An 18,085-nucleotide genomic window follows, 5' to 3' on the forward strand; every position below is an offset into this window, starting at 1 on the left:
GATAAATTATGACTTTTATGACCAGAAGCTATGAGTTTTATGAATTGACTTCAACAGAAGTTTGTTGAATACTTGTAAATTAATCAAGCAAAAATTTCAAAAAAAAGAGATATGAATCCTACTTATCCCGATCGCAGTCGCTGGCAATTTTGGATCGATCGCGGCGGTACTTTTACCGATATTGTCGCCAACAGCCCCGACGGTAAATTAGTCATTCACAAGCTGCTGTCGGAAAACCCGGAACGCTACACCGACGCCGCAGTCCAAGGAATTCGCGACATTTTGGGAATTCCCGCCGACGCAGCCATACCCGCCGCCGAAATTGAAGCGATTAAAATGGGGACGACGGTAGCGACAAATGCTTTGCTGGAACGAAAGGGCGATCGCACAATTCTGTTAATTACTAAAGGTTTCCGCGATGCGCTGAGAATTGGCTATCAAAACCGCCCGAATATTTTCGCCCGCCACATTGTGTTGCCCCAGATGCTGTACGATCGAGTTATGGAAGTTGCGGAACGCTACAGCGCTCAAGGTGAGGAGTTAACTGCTGTCAATCCCGAGTTTATCCCGTCTTTGCAGCAAGCATACGATGAGGGAATTCGCAGTTGTGCGATCGTATTCATGCACGGCTACCGCTACTCGGAACACGAAAAACAAGTTGCTCAAATAGCGAAAGAAATTGGCTTTACTCAAATTTCAGTATCTCACGAAGTTAGCCCGCTGATGAAACTGGTTTCGCGGGGAGATACTGCGGTTGTCGATGCTTATTTATCTCCGATTTTACGGCGTTATGTCGAACAAGTAACCAGTCAATTATCTGTAGGGGCGGTGCCCCCGTGCCCGCCCTCCTCCTCCTCCCCGTGCCCGCCACCCAAATTAATGTTCATGCAATCGAATGGCGGCTTAGTGGACGCGGCACAATTTCAAGGAAAAAACAGTATTTTATCCGGGCCTGCTGGGGGAATTGTCGGTGCCGTTCAAACGAGCAAAAAGGCAGGTTTTGATAAAATTATTACCTTTGATATGGGCGGAACTTCCACAGATGTTGCCCATTTTAACGGCGAATACGAACGCGAATTTGAGACGGAAATTGCTGGGGTGAGATTGCGATCGCCCGTGATGGCAATTCACACTGTAGCAGCCGGCGGCGGTTCAATTGTCTTTTTTGACGGGGCTCGCTACCGCGTCGGGCCGGAGTCTGCTGGGGCCAATCCTGGGCCCGCTTGCTATCGCAAAGGCGGCCCTTTGACGGTGACTGATTGCAATGTGATGTTGGGGAAAATTCAACCGGATTTTTTCCCGAAAGTATTTGGATTGAATGGCGATTTGCCGATCGCCCCTGACGTAGTAAAGCAAAAATTTGGGCAATTAGCGAGGGAAATTGGGGGCGAGAGGACGGCGGAACAGGTGGCGGAGGGTTTTTTGGCGATCGCGGTGGAAAAGATGGCAAATGCTGTCAAAAAAATCTCGCTTCAGCGCGGTTACGATGTTTCGGAGTATACATTGTGCTGTTTCGGCGGTGCGGGCGGCCAACACGCTTGTGCGATCGCCGATGCTTTGGGGATGAAACGGGTGTTTATTCACCCTTATGCGGGTGTGTTGTCGGCTTACGGTATGGGTTTGGCTGATGTGCGGGCTATTCGGGAAAGGGCGATCGAGCAACAATTAAATGCAGAATTATTAGCGGATTTGCATCATATTTTAACTGCATTGGAGGCTGAGGGGAAGAGGGAATTGAACCGCAGAGGCGCAGATAACGCAGAGAATGAGTCAGAGGTTTTAGTTATTAGGAAGCTGCGCTTAAAATCTCAGGGAAGTGACTCGGTTTTGGCGGTAGATTTTGCTGACAATATTGAGGTCATGCAGGCTGAATTTGAAGCAGCACACCGACAGCGTTACAGTTTTATTATGCCAGAAAAACCGCTGATTGTGGAAGCGGTTTCGGTGGAAGTTGTAGAAAGAATGGATGTGCCGGAAGCATCCACAATTTCCCCCTCTGGTGGTACGGGCATCTTGCCCGTGCAACCAATTTCAACGGTGCAAATGTATGTTGCTGGCGGGTGGCGGGCAACGCCTGTTTATCGGAGAGACGATTTGCGATCGGCCGACTGCATAGAAGGCCCTGCTATGATTGTTGAAGCTACGGGAACTAATATTATAGAACCGGGCTGGTTCGGGGAAATCACCGAAAATAATGATTTAATTTTGAACCGCAGATGCACGCAGATGGACGCAGATAATATCGGCGTTCATTCGGGTTTATCTGCGGTTAAATCCGATCCGGTTTTGCTGGAAATTTTTAATAATTTGTTTCGGGCGATCGCGGAACAAATGGGCGTCACATTACAAAATACAAGTACCTCAGTCAACATCAAAGAACGTCTCGACTTTTCCTGTGCAATTTTCGACAAAAACGGGCAATTAGTTGCCAACGCGCCGCACATTCCCGTACATCTGGGTTCGATGAGCGAAAGCGTTGAAGCTTTAATTTTAGCACAAGGCAATGCGATTCAACCCGGCGATGTTTATGTTTCTAACAATCCCTACAACGGCGGCACGCATTTACCAGATATCACCGTTATTACTCCAGTATTCGATCGTGATTCCTCCCTTCCTTTGTTTTATGTTGCCTCGCGGGGACACCACGCCGACATCGGCGGCATTACTCCTGGTTCGATGCCTCCTAACAGTACAACAGTAACTGAAGAAGGTGTATTGCTTGACAATTTCCTGTTAGTAAGCGAGGGCAATTTTCGAGAAAAAGAATTACTAAAAATTCTGACATCAGGGAATTTTCCTGTTCGCAATTCCGCTCAAAATATAGCCGATTTGCAAGCACAAATTGCTGCTAACAAGCGCGGCGCAGAAGAACTGCTCAAGATGGTAGATCATTATGGATTAGAGACTGTGCAAGCTTATATGGGCTTTGTGCAAGACAATGCTGAGGAGTCGGTACGCAGGGTAATTGATGTTTTGCAAGATGGCGAGTTTACTTATCCGATGGATAGTGGCGGACAAATTAAGGTAGCGATTACAATTGAGAAATCTGCGCGCAGTGCAAAAATAGATTTTACTGGCACTTCTGCTCAACAAACCAACAATTTTAATGCTCCCGCAGCCGTGTGCAAAGCCGCTGTTTTGTATGTTTTCCGCACATTAGTAGATGATGATATTCCTCTCAATGCGGGGTGTTTGAAACCTCTCGAAATTATCAATCCCGAAGGCTGTATGCTGAATCCTCGCTATCCAGCGGCGGTGGTTGCAGGTAATGTGGAAACTTCGCAGAATATTACCGATGCTTTGTATTGCGCTTTGGGAGTGATAGCTGCTTCTCAGGGAACTATGAATAATTTTACCTTTGGAAATCAGCGCTATCAATATTATGAAACTATTTGCGGCGGTTCGGGTGCTGGTGCAGATTTTGACGGTACGGATGCGGTTCAAACTCACATGACTAATTCGCGTTTAACCGATCCCGAAGTTTTGGAATGGCGGTTTCCGGTGTTGTTAGAAAGTTTTGCAATTCGGGCTAATAGCGGGGGGAATGGATATCATCGCGGCGGTAAGGGAGTGGTACGCAGGGTGCGGTTTCGGGAAGCGATGATGGCGGGAATTTTATCGGGGAGAAGGGTTGTTTCTCCTTACGGTTTGAATGGGGGAGATGCGGGGAAAGTTGGGCGGAATTATGTTGAAAGGGTTGATGGTAAAGTTGAGGAATTAGGAAGTACGGCGACTGTGCAAATGCAGCCTGGGGATGTGTTTGTAGTCGAGACTCCTGGGGGCGGAGGGTATGGTATGCGTGACAGGGTTGACGGTTAATAACTTTTATGTGCAGACAAATTTTGTTAATTTGCTTAATTAAACATGGTAAGCTGTTATAGCAATTTTCAGGTCAGAACTGTAGATAGACTCGACTCTAGGAAAAGTCAAATGACTCCACCAAAATTTAACTCTACTGCCTTTTGCGGGAGCTGAGCCAATACGAGTATAACCAGCATCTAACATGAGTTGTTCAAAAGCAGCAACAGGCAAAGTTTTAGATAAAATCGGCGAAACACCTTGAATTGTGTGCTTGTCAAGGGTCATAACTACCCTGGTAAGTGCTATAGATTCGATACCCTGGCAATACTAGCGCTGTGCCAGCAAAATTGTGAAGTGTACCGGGATATGTTTCTTCGGCATCACTACCGCCAATGCGGATTTTAAAAGGGCCAAACCAAGCATAAAAGCCAGGAATCAGAGCATCCATACTGTACGCGATCGCTCTTAATTTTTCGTCATGAACCGACACAGATTTTTTGCCTGAAGGTTCTTTTTGGTGGGGAGGGATATTGCCCAATTTTTTCATGGCTTTTATTTTATATGAAAAGTTAAATTTTATGATTCAAAAATATATATTATCATAACGTTAGCGATCAAAAAGGCGGCTCGTTTTTCGCCATGGGTTCTTGCAGCCGAGCCGTTAGGAAAATTAGTTCAGCGCCGGCAACAACTTAATTATATAATTAATTGAATTAAGTATCAACATAATTTCAACGCTGTTGCACCCAATGTAGATCGTAGTGTAGAATCGGGCTGCACCAGCACTTATTCTCAAAGCTATTCCAGAACAATTGTGCAAACACCTAATTTTTCCGAACTCAACCATCCTGTGGTCAAATCCCTGTTCCATCACAGCGACCAGGAATTATTGACTCTGTTTCAAAACCATCCCGATCAAGGTAGGTTCTTCACGGCGATTTTTTGCCGCTACGCTCAAATTGTCCACTCCCTGATTCGCCATTCCGTGCGATCGCCTGTACAAGGCGATTACCTATTTGCCCACACTTGGCTGCACATCTATCACGAACTCCGTGGCCTCGATTTGCGCCGTGAAACCCAAGAGTCTGATGGCGGAAATCTCAGTCTCCAAAACTGGCTGATTAATGTCACCGCAGTCTGCATAAATCAAGCTGAATTGCCCCCTGTTGAGTCGATTCACTACTCTTTACAATCGGCTCCACCTCCCCTGTGGTGTTACGTCAAACAAGCCTTAGAATTGTTAGCGCCACTGCCGCGTTTAGTGGTGTTGATGGCTCAGACTTTCCGCTGGAGCGAAACTCGAATTGCAGCTTATTTGCAAGCAGAAGGCGAAGCTATTTCGCCCGCTCAGGTAAAGGCTTTACTGCAAAAAGGATATCAAACTTTAGAATCAAATTTGCCGGAGGATATTCGGGCTATTTATCTCGATGAAAATCTCGATTATCAAGAAGCACTTGTCTAGATATACACCATATAAATCCGCCCTTTCTATTTGTAGGGGCGGGTTTTACCCGAAATATTTGCTAGGACTAACAGCATCGTAAACCCGCCCTTTCGCGAGGAATAAGAAAAAAATGGCAGTTTATCAAGTTCGGTTGGTAAATCAGGAACTTGCGCTCGATCGCACGATCGCAGTACCAGACGACCAGTATATCTTAGATATGGCAGAAGATGCCGGCATCCGCTTGCCGAATGGATGCAAGCAAGGAGAGTGTTCTGCTTGCGTTGTCAAACTGCTGAGCGGTGAAATCGACCAAAGCGAACAAAAGTTTTTGAAGCCCTCAGAATTGCAAGCTGGCTATGCTGTTACTTGTGTGGCTTACCCGCTTTCTGACTGCACTTTGTTAACTCATCAAGAACAAGTTTTATATCAAGCCGCTCTTTATTTTAAGTAATACGAAATCATTTTTTTACCATCTTTTCTTCTAGCCTCGCGGGGCGCGAAATTTGTTTGTAGAAGAGCGCATTATATTCGCCGATCAAATCGTTATCAAAGTAGATTTGGTATGGTGTCATATCGTTTCCGGTTGCATCAGAATAATAAAATCGAGTCAACAGTTAACACTCAACCATTCAGTTTTTCGACCCCGATTCAACAGTCAACAGTCAACAGTCAACAATCATGTATGAGTGCAACCGGAATTGATATAAGGTGCGTGACTTTCTAGCATCTCGCTGTTAATTGAGGAACTAAAAAGCCACGCACCCTAACGAGTATAGATAAACCCGCCCTTATTAATTCAGCAATTGTAGAATCCGCTGAAGCGGAATTTCCGCGAAATCTAAGCGGTAATTGAGTTCGTAGGCTAGCTCGGCAACCGCTTTTTCCAAAATGTAAGCATCCAGCAAAACTTGTAGTTCCGGTATAGATTTGGGCAAGAAACTTGCATCGGCTGCAGTCGCCAAATAACTCTTGACAAAAGTTAGGCTGACCCAGCGGTGCCAAACGTTCGCCCACTGCTGCATCTCCGGGAGATTTTCAGGGCGAATCATGCCGCTTTCTACTTCATTGCGGAGTGCCAAAGTAACAGCGTAACTTATAGATTGCAGCATTCCTGCAACATCTCGCAGGGGCGACCTCTTCATCCGCCGCTCGCTTAAGGGTCGATCGCGTTCTCCTCCGAAATCAATAATTACGAAGTCTTTACCTGTATAAAGAACTTGCCCGAAATGAAAGTCCCCGTGACAGCGAATTCTATCGGCGGTGATTCTCAAGTTCAAAATAGACTTGAAACGTTCCATGAGCAAATCTTCGCGATTGAGGAGCTTTTGCGCCGATTTTTGTATTTCTGGCGGCAGTTTGGACAGCCGTTTTTTCAGATCCAGCAAAGTTCTTCCCGCCAGATTTCTCATGTGTTGATAGATGGAACGCTGGTAAAAGGAGGTGAAGCTTTCTGGGGCAAAAGCGGGATTTTCTGCGTCAGACGCTAAAGCGAGGTGAAGTTCGGCTGTCCGTTGACCTAAAAGTTCGGCTGATGCTAAGTAAGAGCCGATGAGTTCGCGAGCTAATGGCGGAATTTCTAGGGATAAATCCGCTACTAGCGAGTTTGGCTGTCGCTGGGTTTGTCCGGTCAAAGCGTTCGGCAAATAATTTTCCGGGGCAGTAGATAAATTCTCGCCAGAATGCTTTGCTTCTACTGTCATTACTTGCTCGAAATAGTCGCGCAGTGTGTCTAATGTATAAGACCAAGCATCTACGCTGTCGGGGATTAATTTTTGTAGGATTCCGACTGTAAGGACTTGTTTTGCTGGTGTGTGATATTCCAATGCTCCGGCAATTGGAGCATAGTGTTGGATCGAGTTGCGCTCTGTTAAAAAGCGTCCTATTTCTAATTCGGGGTTGATTCCTTCCTCGATTTTTCGCAATATTTTCAGGACGAAGCGGTCGCCGTAACCTGCGGATGTATTGCTTTGTTCTTTTTTGAACAGGTGAGGTTCGAGCTGCGCTAACTCTTCTTCTGATTTGAATGCACTGTCGGCAATTCCTAGCAGTTGACCTGCAACACCTCTGTAACTGCGAGAATTGCCGATCGCCCCCAGCAGCGCGCTCAGAAAACCTTTCTCCCCAGCAGCATCAAATAGTACCCCGATTTCCTTTTTGGTTTCTGGGAAGTGCAGGCGCGCGATCGCCCGATCGTCCACATCGCCTTTAATCTCTTCCCACCCTAAAGGCAAAACGTAAGTTTCCGGCATACCTTCAGTATAATTCAACCGCAAAAACAGAATGTAAACTTGAGATTCCTCTCCCGCGCTATCTTTACATTCAATCGGTACAACCTCACTTATTTCTAAAGATTGAATTGTCCTATCAGAACCGCTAAACCAGCGATTACGCCGCAAGTATCCCGGCAAAAGATTAAGCAGCATATCGCTTAACTGACTTGTAGCAAAAGCAGTTTTCCAATTACCTATGACCGCCAAAGTAGGCAAGTCTGTGGGAACACCGTGCAGCGAAAAATCTTCGTGTTTAACAGTAAGAGTAAACCAGTAAAACGTGTGAGGACTCAAACTCAAAAAGTAAGGCGAATCGCCAACAGCAGGAAACTCCGTGCGACCGAAAATCTCCACCGGAACAGCACCTTTAAAAGGCGCCAGGTCTAATTCTGCCGTCTGGACGAAGCGTGACAAATTAGCCACTACGAGGATGTGTTCGTCTTGATAAGTGCGTACAAAAGCTAAAACTTTGCGGTTTTCCGGGTACAGAAACTCGCAAGTTCCGCGGCCGAATGCTTGGAAGCGCTGCCTAATTGCAATCAGGCGTTTCATCCACCACCAAAGAGAACTCGGATTCGCCCGCTGCGCGTCCACGTTAACAGATTCGTAGTGATATTCAGGGTCAACAATTGGCGGTGCGTACAGGCGCTGCGGGTTCGCGCGGCTAAAACCGGCATTGCGATCGCCACTCCACTGCATAGGAGTTCTCACCCCGTTGCGATCGCCCAAATAGATATTGTCTCCCATGCCAATTTCATCGCCGTAGTAAAGCACCGGCGTACCCGGAAGAGACAGCAGCAAAGCATTCATCAACTCAATGCGGCGGCGGTTATTTCCCATCAAAGGAGCCAAGCGGCGGCGGATGCCCAAATTAATTCTCGCCTGAGTGTCTTGAGCATAAACCCGATACATATAATCTCGGTCTTCATCACTCACCATTTCCAGCGTCAATTCATCATGATTCCGCAAAAATAATGCCCACTGACAATTATTGGGAATATGTGGAGTTTGCTGGAGAATGTCGCTAATTGGGAAGCTATCTTCCATATGCAAAGCCATAAATAAACGCGGCATCAGCGGAAAATGAAAGTTCATGTGACATTCATCCCCATTAGCGTAATATTCAACCGCATCCTCCGGCCACTGATTCGCCTCAGCCAGCAGCATCCGGTTCGGGAATTTCTCATCTACGTGCTGCCGCAATTGCTTCAGGAATAGGTGAGTTTCGGGCAGGTTTTCGCAGTTAGTACCTTCGCGCTCGTACAGGTAAGGCACCGCATCCATTCGCAGTCCGTCTACTCCCAGTGCCAACCAGAAATCTACTACATCTAAAATGGCTTGGCGGACGGCGGGATTGTCGTAATTCAAATCTGGTTGGTGGGAATAAAAACGGTGCCAGTAATAAGCTTTTGCTACCGCATCCCAAGCCCAATTAGATGTTTCAAAATCTTGGAAAATAATCCGAGCATCTTGATATTTTTCTGGCGTGTCACTCCACACATAAAAATCTCTTTCGTTACTGCCTTTCGGGGCGCGACGCGCTCGCTGAAACCAAGCGTGCTGGTCGGAAGTGTGGTTAACAATTAACTCAATAATGACCCTAATTCCCCGTTGGTGCGCTGCTTCTAAAAGGTCTTTAAAGTCCTCTAATGTGCCGTAAATCGGGTTGACCGTAGTATAGTGAGATGTATCGTAGCCGTCGTCTCGGAGCGGTGAAGGAAAAAATGGAAGTACCCAAATTGCTGTTACTCCCAAGTTTTGCAGGTAATCCAGTTTTTCTGTCAGTCCTCTAAAGTCGCCGATCCCGTCTGCATTGCTGTCGGCAAAAGCCCGAACTGGTACTTCGTAAATAATCGCGTCTTTGAACCACAAGGGGTCGTCATTTAACATTGAGTTGGGCATGATTTGTAGCGATGATTGGTAATTAGTAATTTGTACTTAAAATTTGGTAATTGGGATTTGTTAGTTCCCATCCAAACCGATAAATCATAACTCATAATTTGACCGCAATTCCTCATGCCAGCGGCAGACTTTTAATCGTAATTTATTAACGCAAAACTTATAATTTCTTAACTATAAAATCTCAAAAATCTGTTTTGCTATTTCGGATACAGTTCACAATCCGGGTACATATGCGCGGTGCACACCCTACCAAGCTAGCCCCGTCTAGATCCCCCTAAATCCCCCTTGATAAGGGGGACTTTGAGAACACTCTTGTTCCCCCCTTATTAAGGGGGGCTAGGGGGAATCGAGCCCTTGTTGACACTAAGCGCACCCTACAGACTCAGGATTAGGTGCGGTATTTACTACCTGCCGGACGGTTGCCACGACATTACACTACCTTGACGTTTATTAATAATATTCGTTACATTAGTTTACATAAAGCAACAAAAGTTAAGGAAAAAGCAAAAATGACTATTGTAATCGCTCTTTTAATCGTCGGTTGGGTCGCGGCCTCAGTAATTGGCACTCAAGCATATTTCCTGGGCGAACAGTCAAAGCCCATCCACGAGCGGAATTGGAACGATGAATCTTTTGAACAACTGGCAAAATCAGTGACGGGAACAGAAATTGATTACCGCGTTCGCGTTCCCGCCTACAGCATGGATGCCTATGGCAGCCGCACCATGTCTAATTCTTGACATTTTTCACCATTTTTAATAACAGGCAAGATGCCTGTTCCACAAGAAAATTGATCGTTTGTGGAACAAGCATCTTGCCTGTTCCTAATTTTCAATAACAGGCAGGATGCCTGTTCCACAAGAAAATTGATCGTTTGTGGAACAGGCATCTTGCCTGTTCCAAACTATTCGGCAACTACAAACTATTACCTACTAGCGCCGGACGAGACTCTTTTTTGCGAAACTGCAAAGTGTTATTTTCGCAGTCGATCGCAATTGTATCGCCCTCCACAAACGCATTTTCCAGAATCTTGTTAGCCAGCGGGTTTTCCAACTCCCGCTGGATAGCGCGTTTCAATGGACGAGCGCCGTAAACCGGGTCGTAACCGACATCTGTGATATGGTTTTTCGCCGCATCGGACAGTTCCAAAGTAATTTTTTGCTCGGCCAACAAACGCTCGATCCGCTTGACTTGAATGCTGACAATTTGCCGCAATTCGACCTTGCTCAAAGTGTGGAACAAAATTATCTCGTCCACCCGATTGAGAAATTCGGGCCGGAAGTGCGATCGCAGCGCTGTCATCACCCGTTTTAACATCTGTTCGTACTCTTGGTCTGTCTCCCGGTCTTGAGTCAATAAATTTTCATTTTCACTCTTGTTTTCAGTCTTGTTTTCACTCTTAGTTACAGTATCAACATCAACTCGCTGGGCCGACACCTCAACAGTACCATCGGCAGCCACTTTATAATCTGTCTTTTGACTTGACAAATCTTTCGTTTCCTGCTTCCGGCTAGCAGGTTTTTTGACGGTTTTTTCCTTCTTAGTAAACACGTCTAAAATGTGGTCGCTGCCGATATTGCTAGTCATCACAATTACGGTATTTCTAAAGTCAACCACTCGACCTTGAGAATCGGTAATTCTGCCGTCATCCAACACTTGCAGCAAAATGTTAAATACGTCGGGGTGCGCTTTTTCCACTTCGTCAAACAGCACTACCGAATAAGGATGTCTCCGCACTGCTTCGGAAAGTTGTCCGCCTTCGTCGTAACCGACATATCCGGGAGGAGCTCCTACCAACCGGGAAACGCTGTGCTTCTCCATGTATTCCGACATATCGATGCGGACGATCGCATCATCGCTGTCAAACAAAAACTCCGCCAACGCCCGCGCTAACTCAGTTTTGCCGACACCTGTGGGGCCCATAAACAAGAAAGAGCCGATCGGCCTTCCGGGGTCTTTCATCCCCGCCCTAGCGCGCCGAATTGCCGCTGCCACGGCTGTTACAGCTTCCTCTTGACCGATGACTTTTTGGTGCAAGTGTTTTTCCAATTGCAGCAATTTTTGGCGTTCGGATTCTAACAACCGGTTAACCGGAATGCCCGTCCATTTAGCGACAATTTCCGCAATGTCGCCCTCAGTAACTTTTTCGCGCAGCAGGGAAGAACCTTGAGCTTGCTGTTTCAAAAGTTCCGCTTCTTTCGCTTCGCGATCACGCACCGCAGTTTCCAATTTGCCGTACTTTAACTGTGCGGCTTTATTCAAATCGTAAGCCCTTTCTGCTTGTTCAATTTGCACTCGCAATTGGTCTTCTTCTGCTTTCAATTTATTGATTGCATCCAACAACTGCTTTTCGCCCAACCACTGAGAGGACAATTTTTCCTGCTTGACTTTTAAAATGTCAATCTCAGATGTGATGCGTTCGACGCGGAAGCCGAGCCCAGGGGCTAGAGCACCTTTTCCTTCGCCTTCGATCGACAATTTTTCCATTTCCAACTGCATCACCCGGCGGTCGATTCCTTCCAATTCCACAGGTTTAGAGGTAATCTCCATTTTCAAGTGGGCGGCCGCTTCATCTACCAGGTCGATCGCCTTGTCCGGCAAAAATCGATCGGAAATATAGCGAAAAGACAGAGTTGCAGCAGCTACCAGGGCAGAATCAGTAATTTTTACCCCGTGGTGGCGTTCGTAACGGTCTTTCAATCCGCGCAAAATCGAAACAGTATCTTCCACGCTGGGCTCGCCGACAAATACTTGTTGAAAGCGGCGTTCTAGTGCAGGATCTTTTTCAATATTCTTGCGGAATTCGTCGAGAGTTGTAGCGCCGATGCAGCGCAATTCGCCTCTCGCCAACATTGGTTTTAACAAATTTCCCGCATCCATTCCCGAACCGGAACTGCCACCGCCGCCAGTTCCGACAACCGTGTGCAATTCGTCAATAAATAGGACAATTTGCCCGTCGGAATCAATGACTTCCCGCAGAACAGACCGCAATCGTTCTTCAAATTCGCCCCGGAATTTTGCCCCAGCAATTAAACTGCCCATGTCGAGGCTGAATAGCTGGCGATTTTTCAAAGATTCCGGTACGTCGCCGTTGACAATTCGCTGGGCTAAACCTTCGGCGATCGCAGTTTTTCCGACTCCGGGATCGCCAATTAACACCGGATTGTTTTTTTGACGGCGAGAAAGAACTTGTACCACGCGGCGGATTTCCTCGTCGCGGCCGATTACTGGGTCGAGTTTGCCGGCTTTGGCGGCTTCTGTCAAATCGCGGCCATACTTGCTGAGGGCGTCGGAGTTAGCTTCGCCATCTTGATCTTGGGCTTTAGCGCTGCTGCGGCTGCCTTTCCCTGTTTCGGAATTTTTTTCTTGGGCTTTAGCAGTGGCGCGGAAAGATTTGATTGCTTCTTCGAGTTTTGGTCGATCGAGCGTACCGGCTGGGGGTTTGCGATCGTAACCGGGGCGGCCCGGCGGGCCGTCGCCTTTTGTCAGCAACCTGCGGCCGACTCGTTCGTCTTCTACTAAGCCAATTAATAAATGTTCAACGGCGATAAAATTATCTTGCCAAGTCGCCCTGGTGGCCTCGGCAACATCTAACATAACTTCTAAGCCGCGACCGAGGTATAGTTGGTCAGCGTTGGCAACTCTGGGCTGTCGTTTGGCAAAAGCATCTAACTGCTGGGCAAAGCGGGCGGCATCGACTCCAGCTTTGCTGAGAATGCTGTTGGCCTGGCCTTGCTGTTCGAGAAGGGCGATGGCTAAATGTTCAACCTCTAGCTGCTGATTGGCAAAGCGGCGGGCTACATCCTGGGATTTCACAATGGCTTCCCAGGCTTGATCTGTAAATTTGCTAGGGTCTGTTGGCTGCACGTTGGTTCCTCGCAATCAAGGGGATTCCTGTTGTTATCCGTTAATACATCGTCTCACAACCATCATAATCTTTAAACAGGATTATGAATTTATGAGTGCGGTTAACTAAGGCGGAAGTTGTGGCCTAATTGACCTGTTGCAAAAGCTTACACTCCGCAATCCACCCCGAAATTTGGTGCGCTCAGACCGACTCTGGCGATACCCTTGGGGATAGGTTCGCTAGCCGTACTTATAAAAATATTGCCAGAAACAAGATTTTTTATCGGCTGAGACTTATGCTATTTCCCACTTACCAATTTCTAGTTTTTTTCCTCATTATTTTTAGCCTGATCGTCTCTGTGAAACCCCAAGTCGATTTGTATAAAATTGTCTTGTTAGTTGCGAGTTTATTATTTTATTCGTTTTGGAGTTTTGACTTTCTCTTGCTCCTCATTTTCTCTACAGTCTACAATTATATCATTCTCCGGGTTCTCTGCAAGAGTAAGTATAAAAAATTTGCTTTAATCTCCGGTCTAATTTTCAACATTGGCTATCTCGGCATCTTTAAATATTGCAACTTCTTTGTAACTTCCTTATTTGAGATCCTGAACCAGCTAAAAATTCCAGCCAACTTTCCAGTTTTGCAAATAATCGCCCCCGTCGGCGTGTCTTTCTATACTTTTAGAATGATTTCTCATTTAATCGACTGCTACCAGCAAAAAATACCCTGTCCAAAATTTATTGACTATGCCGCCTACATTACCTACTTTCCGCAAATTGCCTCCGGGCCAATCTCGCGAGCTCGCGAATTTTACTTGCAGCTAAATTCACCGAAAAAATACGACTATCAAATTGAAGAAGTTATAATTTTGATTTTGTCGGGACTGTTTAAAAAATATACTTTATCCAGCTTTTTGTTTAACTTCACTGACTTGCCATTCAAAGTCCCCCAGCAGTACAGCAGCATCGATTTAATCCTCGCGGCAATTTCCTATTCCTGTTTAATTTACGTAGATTTCAGCGGCTATTCAGATTTAGCCAACGGCATCTCCTGTTTGCTGGGTTTCAAACCCATTGCCAACTTTAATATGCCATACCGATCGCTCAGTCTGCAAGAATTTTGGAAAAGGTGGCACATCAGTCTTTCCGAGTGGCTGAGGGATTACCTTTACTTTTCCTTGGGCGGCAACAAATACGGCAAGTTGAGGAAGTACCTAAATTTACTGATGACAATGGCGATCGGCGGATTGTGGCACGGCGCCGGTTTAAACTTTATTTTCTGGGGAGCAATTCACGGTTTAGGATTAATTGTCAACCATTTATGTAAAGATATCCCCCAAGCTATCCACTTTAAATTAGACTATGCCTTTCCCAGATTTGCTAGATTTTGCAGTTGGCTGCTAACATTTAGTTTTGTTACTTGTAGTTGGGTATTTTTCGGCACTCCCAACTGGGAAACTGCGGTGAGTTTTTTTGAAGGAATTGTCAATCCTGCTGTAGCCACTTTTCAATTTAACTTTTGGCAATTGTATTTAGTAATTGCAGTTATTGGCGCGATCAACTTGTGGGGCGATCGCATCTCCCAACTACTGCAAACCGTATTGTCAGTAAAAAACATTTTCTTTCGGGTTGTCTTAGTTTCACTGCTCGTGTATACTATCTTGATGTTGGGGCCGAGTACCGTTCCGCCTTTTATTTACTTTAATTTTTAAGAAATATGAAAGACCGGGAATTTTTGTTGATTGTTACTTCTGTAATTCTCACTTTAATATTTTCAAACTTATCATTATTTCTGAAAAGCTTCGCTTCAACTCCTTTCGCCAGTGCAGAAATTAAACAAGCCGCGCGCCTGATCGAAATAGACGGTTTCCGAAAATCAGAACAAGATTTTTGGAGCAAAATTAAAGATATTAACTTCGATAGTCTCCCCAAAGAACCAGAACTTCCTCCTGTCCCAACCGAAATAAAAGCGGCCTTTAAACCCCCAAAGCCTGCTAATGCTAAAAAACCAACCCCAGCTAAAAAACCAACCCCAGCTAAACCCAAACTGACCAGGCCTTATCGCAGATTTTTATTTATTGGAGATTCCGTAATGTTCGACTTAGGAATTCAACTCCAGTACACTCTTAAGAAAAAATACAATCTCGCCGATACGAAAATTGACTACAAGGTGTCGACTGGATTAAATCGGATAGATTATTATGACTGGTATGCCAGAACTCGCCAAATTATTAATAATTACCAGCCGGATGTAGTGATAGTTTTGTTTGGAACCAATGACCGTCAAAATATCATTGATTATCAAGGAAAAGCCTGGGCTGTCATGACCAAAGAATGGCAAAAAGCTTATCAAGAAAGAGTTGAAAGATATGCCAATTTACTCGATTCGTCATCTGTGAGAAAAGTTTATTGGGTCGGTCAATCGATGCCTAACAAATCTTCGTATCTCAAAGCTTTTCCCATCATGAACGCGATTTATAAAACTGCGAGCAAATCTTCATCCAAAATCGAATTTATTTCTACTTGGGAGACATTTGGACAAGCCGGAAAATTTGTTCCTGTAGTGGCTAATAAATCCGGTAAGCGAGGCTATGTAAAAAGTAATGACGGCTTGCACTTTACCTCCCACGGAGCTCAAATTATCAGCGACTTAATCGTTGATCAAATGGCGAGCGACAAAATCTTAAAAGAGCCGACAAAGAAATGAGTATAGTAGGTTGGGTTTCGTAGCCAAACCTAAAGTTTGGACATTTGACCGATTATTGCAAAATAATATATTTTAGTTCGGGACTCACATTAGTCTTGGTCAACTAGGTTTATAGGGAAAATATCGGCTTGACTTATAATAAATTTACTTGTGAAACCTGGTTTATAATTGCCTATACGTTCAGGACTAATATTGACAAAAAGCAGCAGTAGATATAAAGTTGAATTGAGCATCAAACAACAGCGTCAAGATATAGTAATTGTCATCGCGACAAATTATGACGAGCAATCTGTGGAAACTCGATCGCACTAACATCCCTGAGTCAAGGGGGTGCAGCGGCACAGCACTAATCTTCCTTCTCACTAAATATACTCAACCTTGGCAAAGAATAAACCTAGTTGAAAAATTCCTGCAACAGTGCGGCATCGAGCCTTTTGCTGAAGTTTTGGGCGTACCCAACAGCGGAATATTCAGAGAAAATATACCCATATCCGTCAGAAAACCGCATCCGAATTTGCTGTTTCGCGCTTTGGCAATTCAGGCATTGGGGAAGGTGCGAGAGGGGCTGATATCAAGTGAGAAAGCAGCTAGAGCAAGTGATTTTAGCAAAAATCTGCTGGCGGCGTTAGAACAGGAAGCGCGAGGGGGAGCGACTCCTTTAATTCGGTGGTCTGCGGCTGTTAGTATTAAGTCAATTTGGTTGGATGAAGCAGGGCAAGGGCAAGGCAAGGAAGGTGCTGTCAATTCCACAATCAATGCAGAGGAAATTGAGCGACGGGTTGTAGAAGAGCAAATTCAACTATTAGCAAGCAACAAATTTGCTTTAGGTGACAGCAGCAGACATGACAGCCACAAGGAATATGAGAATTGTCTCGATTTTTGGGTGTACGGCCCTAGCTGGCTGCTGCCCATTCTGCCAATGGATTGCGAAGAATATCTGTTTTGGATCGATCGAGTATTTGCTGCGATCGCACTTACGGGCCCGTACAAATTGAATGCTGAAAACGATGCAGCGGTAACAAACTTTTTGGAAGTTGCAGAAAATAATTTTAATGACTGGGAATTCTCTAAAATACTTGCCAAAATTTTTGAGTTCCTGCACCACCCGGAAGCGAAAGTCAAAAATCTAGCTACAATTATTTTAGAACCTTACAAAGATAAGCTAGACCGAAAATCGGCGCAGATTATGACAGCGCTGGTATATCAATTTAATGTAAAATATCAGCCCTTAGAATGTCTGACTCTTCCCGAAATAGAAGAGTACAAAGCGTCACTGTATTTCGGTAAAATGGAAATTGACGACTTGTATGGTGAGGCTTTGTCGCTGTGTGGCGATCGGGATGTCGAACTCGCAAGTTTATTGTCAGCTAAACAAAGGGAATCCCAAAATACTTTAGAGGAGCATATCAACAATCTGAGCAAGTTAGTTAAGTCAATCATAAATTGCCAGAGCTTGTTAGATGCTAATAGGGAACTTTTGTATTTGACTGTAGATCGGCTGGAAAAATGGGATTACACTCTAGACAATAAACTGGCGGCGCACCGCAAACAAATCCAAAACCTGAGCTTGGATAAAAGTACATCCGAGCAGTGCATAAACCTGGACAATGAACTCAATTATATCAGAGATGCTTTGCAGTATACTTTGTATGAAATCACCTCAAATATTAACAGCCAAATTAGAGAGTTAGAACTTTCTGTGTCCAAAAATAGCAAGACGGCAACAGATATGTTTAGGTGGACGTGGCTATTATTCAGGGTGGGGTTTTCAGTAGGGCTGTTTTTGTATTTATCGGATTTAGTGATTAAGTGGATATTCGCGGTCAGCTACACAAGCGAATTTCTAGTTTATTGGACTATTTTATTTAGTGTGATAGTAGTATTTTTGTTAGTATTATCTGTATTTTTTTCTGGGATCGCTGCTTTAGACCAGCGCCGAGAATCTAAATTAATTCCAAAATTTGATAGCTTAAGCCAAATAGGGAGCAGTTTTTCTATATTGTGGCAAAAAATTTATTTGCAGCAGTTTGTCCCGTCGGTGCGATCGAATTAAAAGTTTCAGTTGACAGTTGACAGTTGACAGTTGTGGGTACGACTGTTGTCCAAAGGAAAACG

11 protein-coding genes are annotated in these 18,085 nt (G+C 45.1%); 7 read left to right on the top strand and 4 right to left on the bottom strand.

Going from position 1 to position 18,085, the window contains the following annotated elements; all coding sequences use genetic code 11:
* Positions 1–111 precede the first annotated feature (111 nt).
* Positions 112–3,819 (top strand): hydantoinase B/oxoprolinase family protein, encoded by a 3,708-nt coding sequence (locus QUA10_RS01940; protein ID WP_333080904.1) that lies wholly within the window; start codon positions 112–114, stop codon positions 3,817–3,819.
* A 39-nt stretch (positions 3,820–3,858) separates the two neighbouring features.
* Here QUA10_RS01940 and QUA10_RS01945 read toward each other — a convergent pair whose 3' ends face one another.
* Together QUA10_RS01945 and QUA10_RS01950 are read right to left on the bottom strand one after the other, a co-directional pair.
* Positions 3,859–4,086 (bottom strand): hypothetical protein, encoded by a 228-nt coding sequence (locus QUA10_RS01945; protein WP_333080902.1) that lies wholly within the window; start codon positions 4,084–4,086, stop codon positions 3,859–3,861.
* Positions 4,076–4,348, bottom strand: coding sequence for a hypothetical protein (locus tag QUA10_RS01950; protein ID WP_333080901.1), 273 nt, complete (start codon positions 4,346–4,348; stop codon positions 4,076–4,078). Before QUA10_RS01950 ends, QUA10_RS01945 begins: the two co-directional genes overlap by 11 nt.
* A gap of 267 nt (positions 4,349–4,615) precedes the next feature.
* On the opposite strand from QUA10_RS01950, the gene QUA10_RS01955 reads away from it, so the two are divergent.
* Both QUA10_RS01955 and QUA10_RS01960 read left to right on the top strand, forming a co-directional pair.
* Positions 4,616–5,263, top strand: a complete 648-nt coding sequence (locus QUA10_RS01955) for a sigma-70 family RNA polymerase sigma factor (RefSeq protein ID WP_333080899.1) — start codon at positions 4,616–4,618, stop codon at positions 5,261–5,263.
* Between the two features lie 112 nt (positions 5,264–5,375).
* Positions 5,376–5,696, top strand: a complete 321-nt coding sequence (locus QUA10_RS01960) for a 2Fe-2S iron-sulfur cluster-binding protein (RefSeq protein ID WP_242724852.1) — start codon at positions 5,376–5,378, stop codon at positions 5,694–5,696.
* A 340-nt stretch (positions 5,697–6,036) separates the two neighbouring features.
* Here QUA10_RS01960 and treS read toward each other — a convergent pair whose 3' ends face one another.
* Positions 6,037–9,417, bottom strand: coding sequence for a maltose alpha-D-glucosyltransferase (treS, locus tag QUA10_RS01965; RefSeq protein ID WP_333086155.1), 3,381 nt, complete (start codon positions 9,415–9,417; stop codon positions 6,037–6,039).
* A 509-nt stretch (positions 9,418–9,926) separates the two neighbouring features.
* On the opposite strand from treS, the gene QUA10_RS01970 reads away from it, so the two are divergent.
* On the top strand, positions 9,927–10,157 hold the full coding sequence (locus QUA10_RS01970) for a photosystem II protein, Psb35-related (protein WP_006634333.1): 231 nt from the start codon (positions 9,927–9,929) through the stop codon (positions 10,155–10,157).
* 175 nt (positions 10,158–10,332) lie between these two features.
* Here the strand turns inward: QUA10_RS01970 and QUA10_RS01975 are convergent, their stop codons facing one another.
* On the bottom strand, positions 10,333–13,284 hold the full coding sequence (locus QUA10_RS01975) for an AAA family ATPase (RefSeq protein ID WP_333080897.1): 2,952 nt from the start codon (positions 13,282–13,284) through the stop codon (positions 10,333–10,335).
* A 620-nt stretch (positions 13,285–13,904) separates the two neighbouring features.
* On the opposite strand from QUA10_RS01975, the gene QUA10_RS01980 reads away from it, so the two are divergent.
* The 3 genes from QUA10_RS01980 to QUA10_RS01990 all read left to right on the top strand — a co-directional run bounded on the left by QUA10_RS01980 (position 13,905) and on the right by QUA10_RS01990 (position 18,023).
* Positions 13,905–14,975, top strand: coding sequence for an MBOAT family O-acyltransferase (locus QUA10_RS01980; protein ID WP_333086156.1), 1,071 nt, complete (start codon positions 13,905–13,907; stop codon positions 14,973–14,975).
* A gap of 5 nt (positions 14,976–14,980) precedes the next feature.
* Complete coding sequence (locus QUA10_RS01985) at positions 14,981–15,970, top strand: DUF459 domain-containing protein (protein WP_333080895.1); 990 nt, start codon at positions 14,981–14,983, stop codon at positions 15,968–15,970.
* Positions 15,971–16,247: 277 nt separating this feature from the next.
* Positions 16,248–18,023: a hypothetical protein gene (locus QUA10_RS01990; protein WP_333080894.1), complete on the top strand. Its 1,776-nt coding sequence runs from the start codon at positions 16,248–16,250 to the stop codon at positions 18,021–18,023.
* Positions 18,024–18,085 lie beyond the last annotated feature (62 nt).

This window comes from Microcoleus sp. Pol8_D6, from assembly GCF_036700965.1.
Lineage (GTDB): Bacteria > Cyanobacteriota > Cyanobacteriia > Cyanobacteriales > Microcoleaceae > Microcoleus.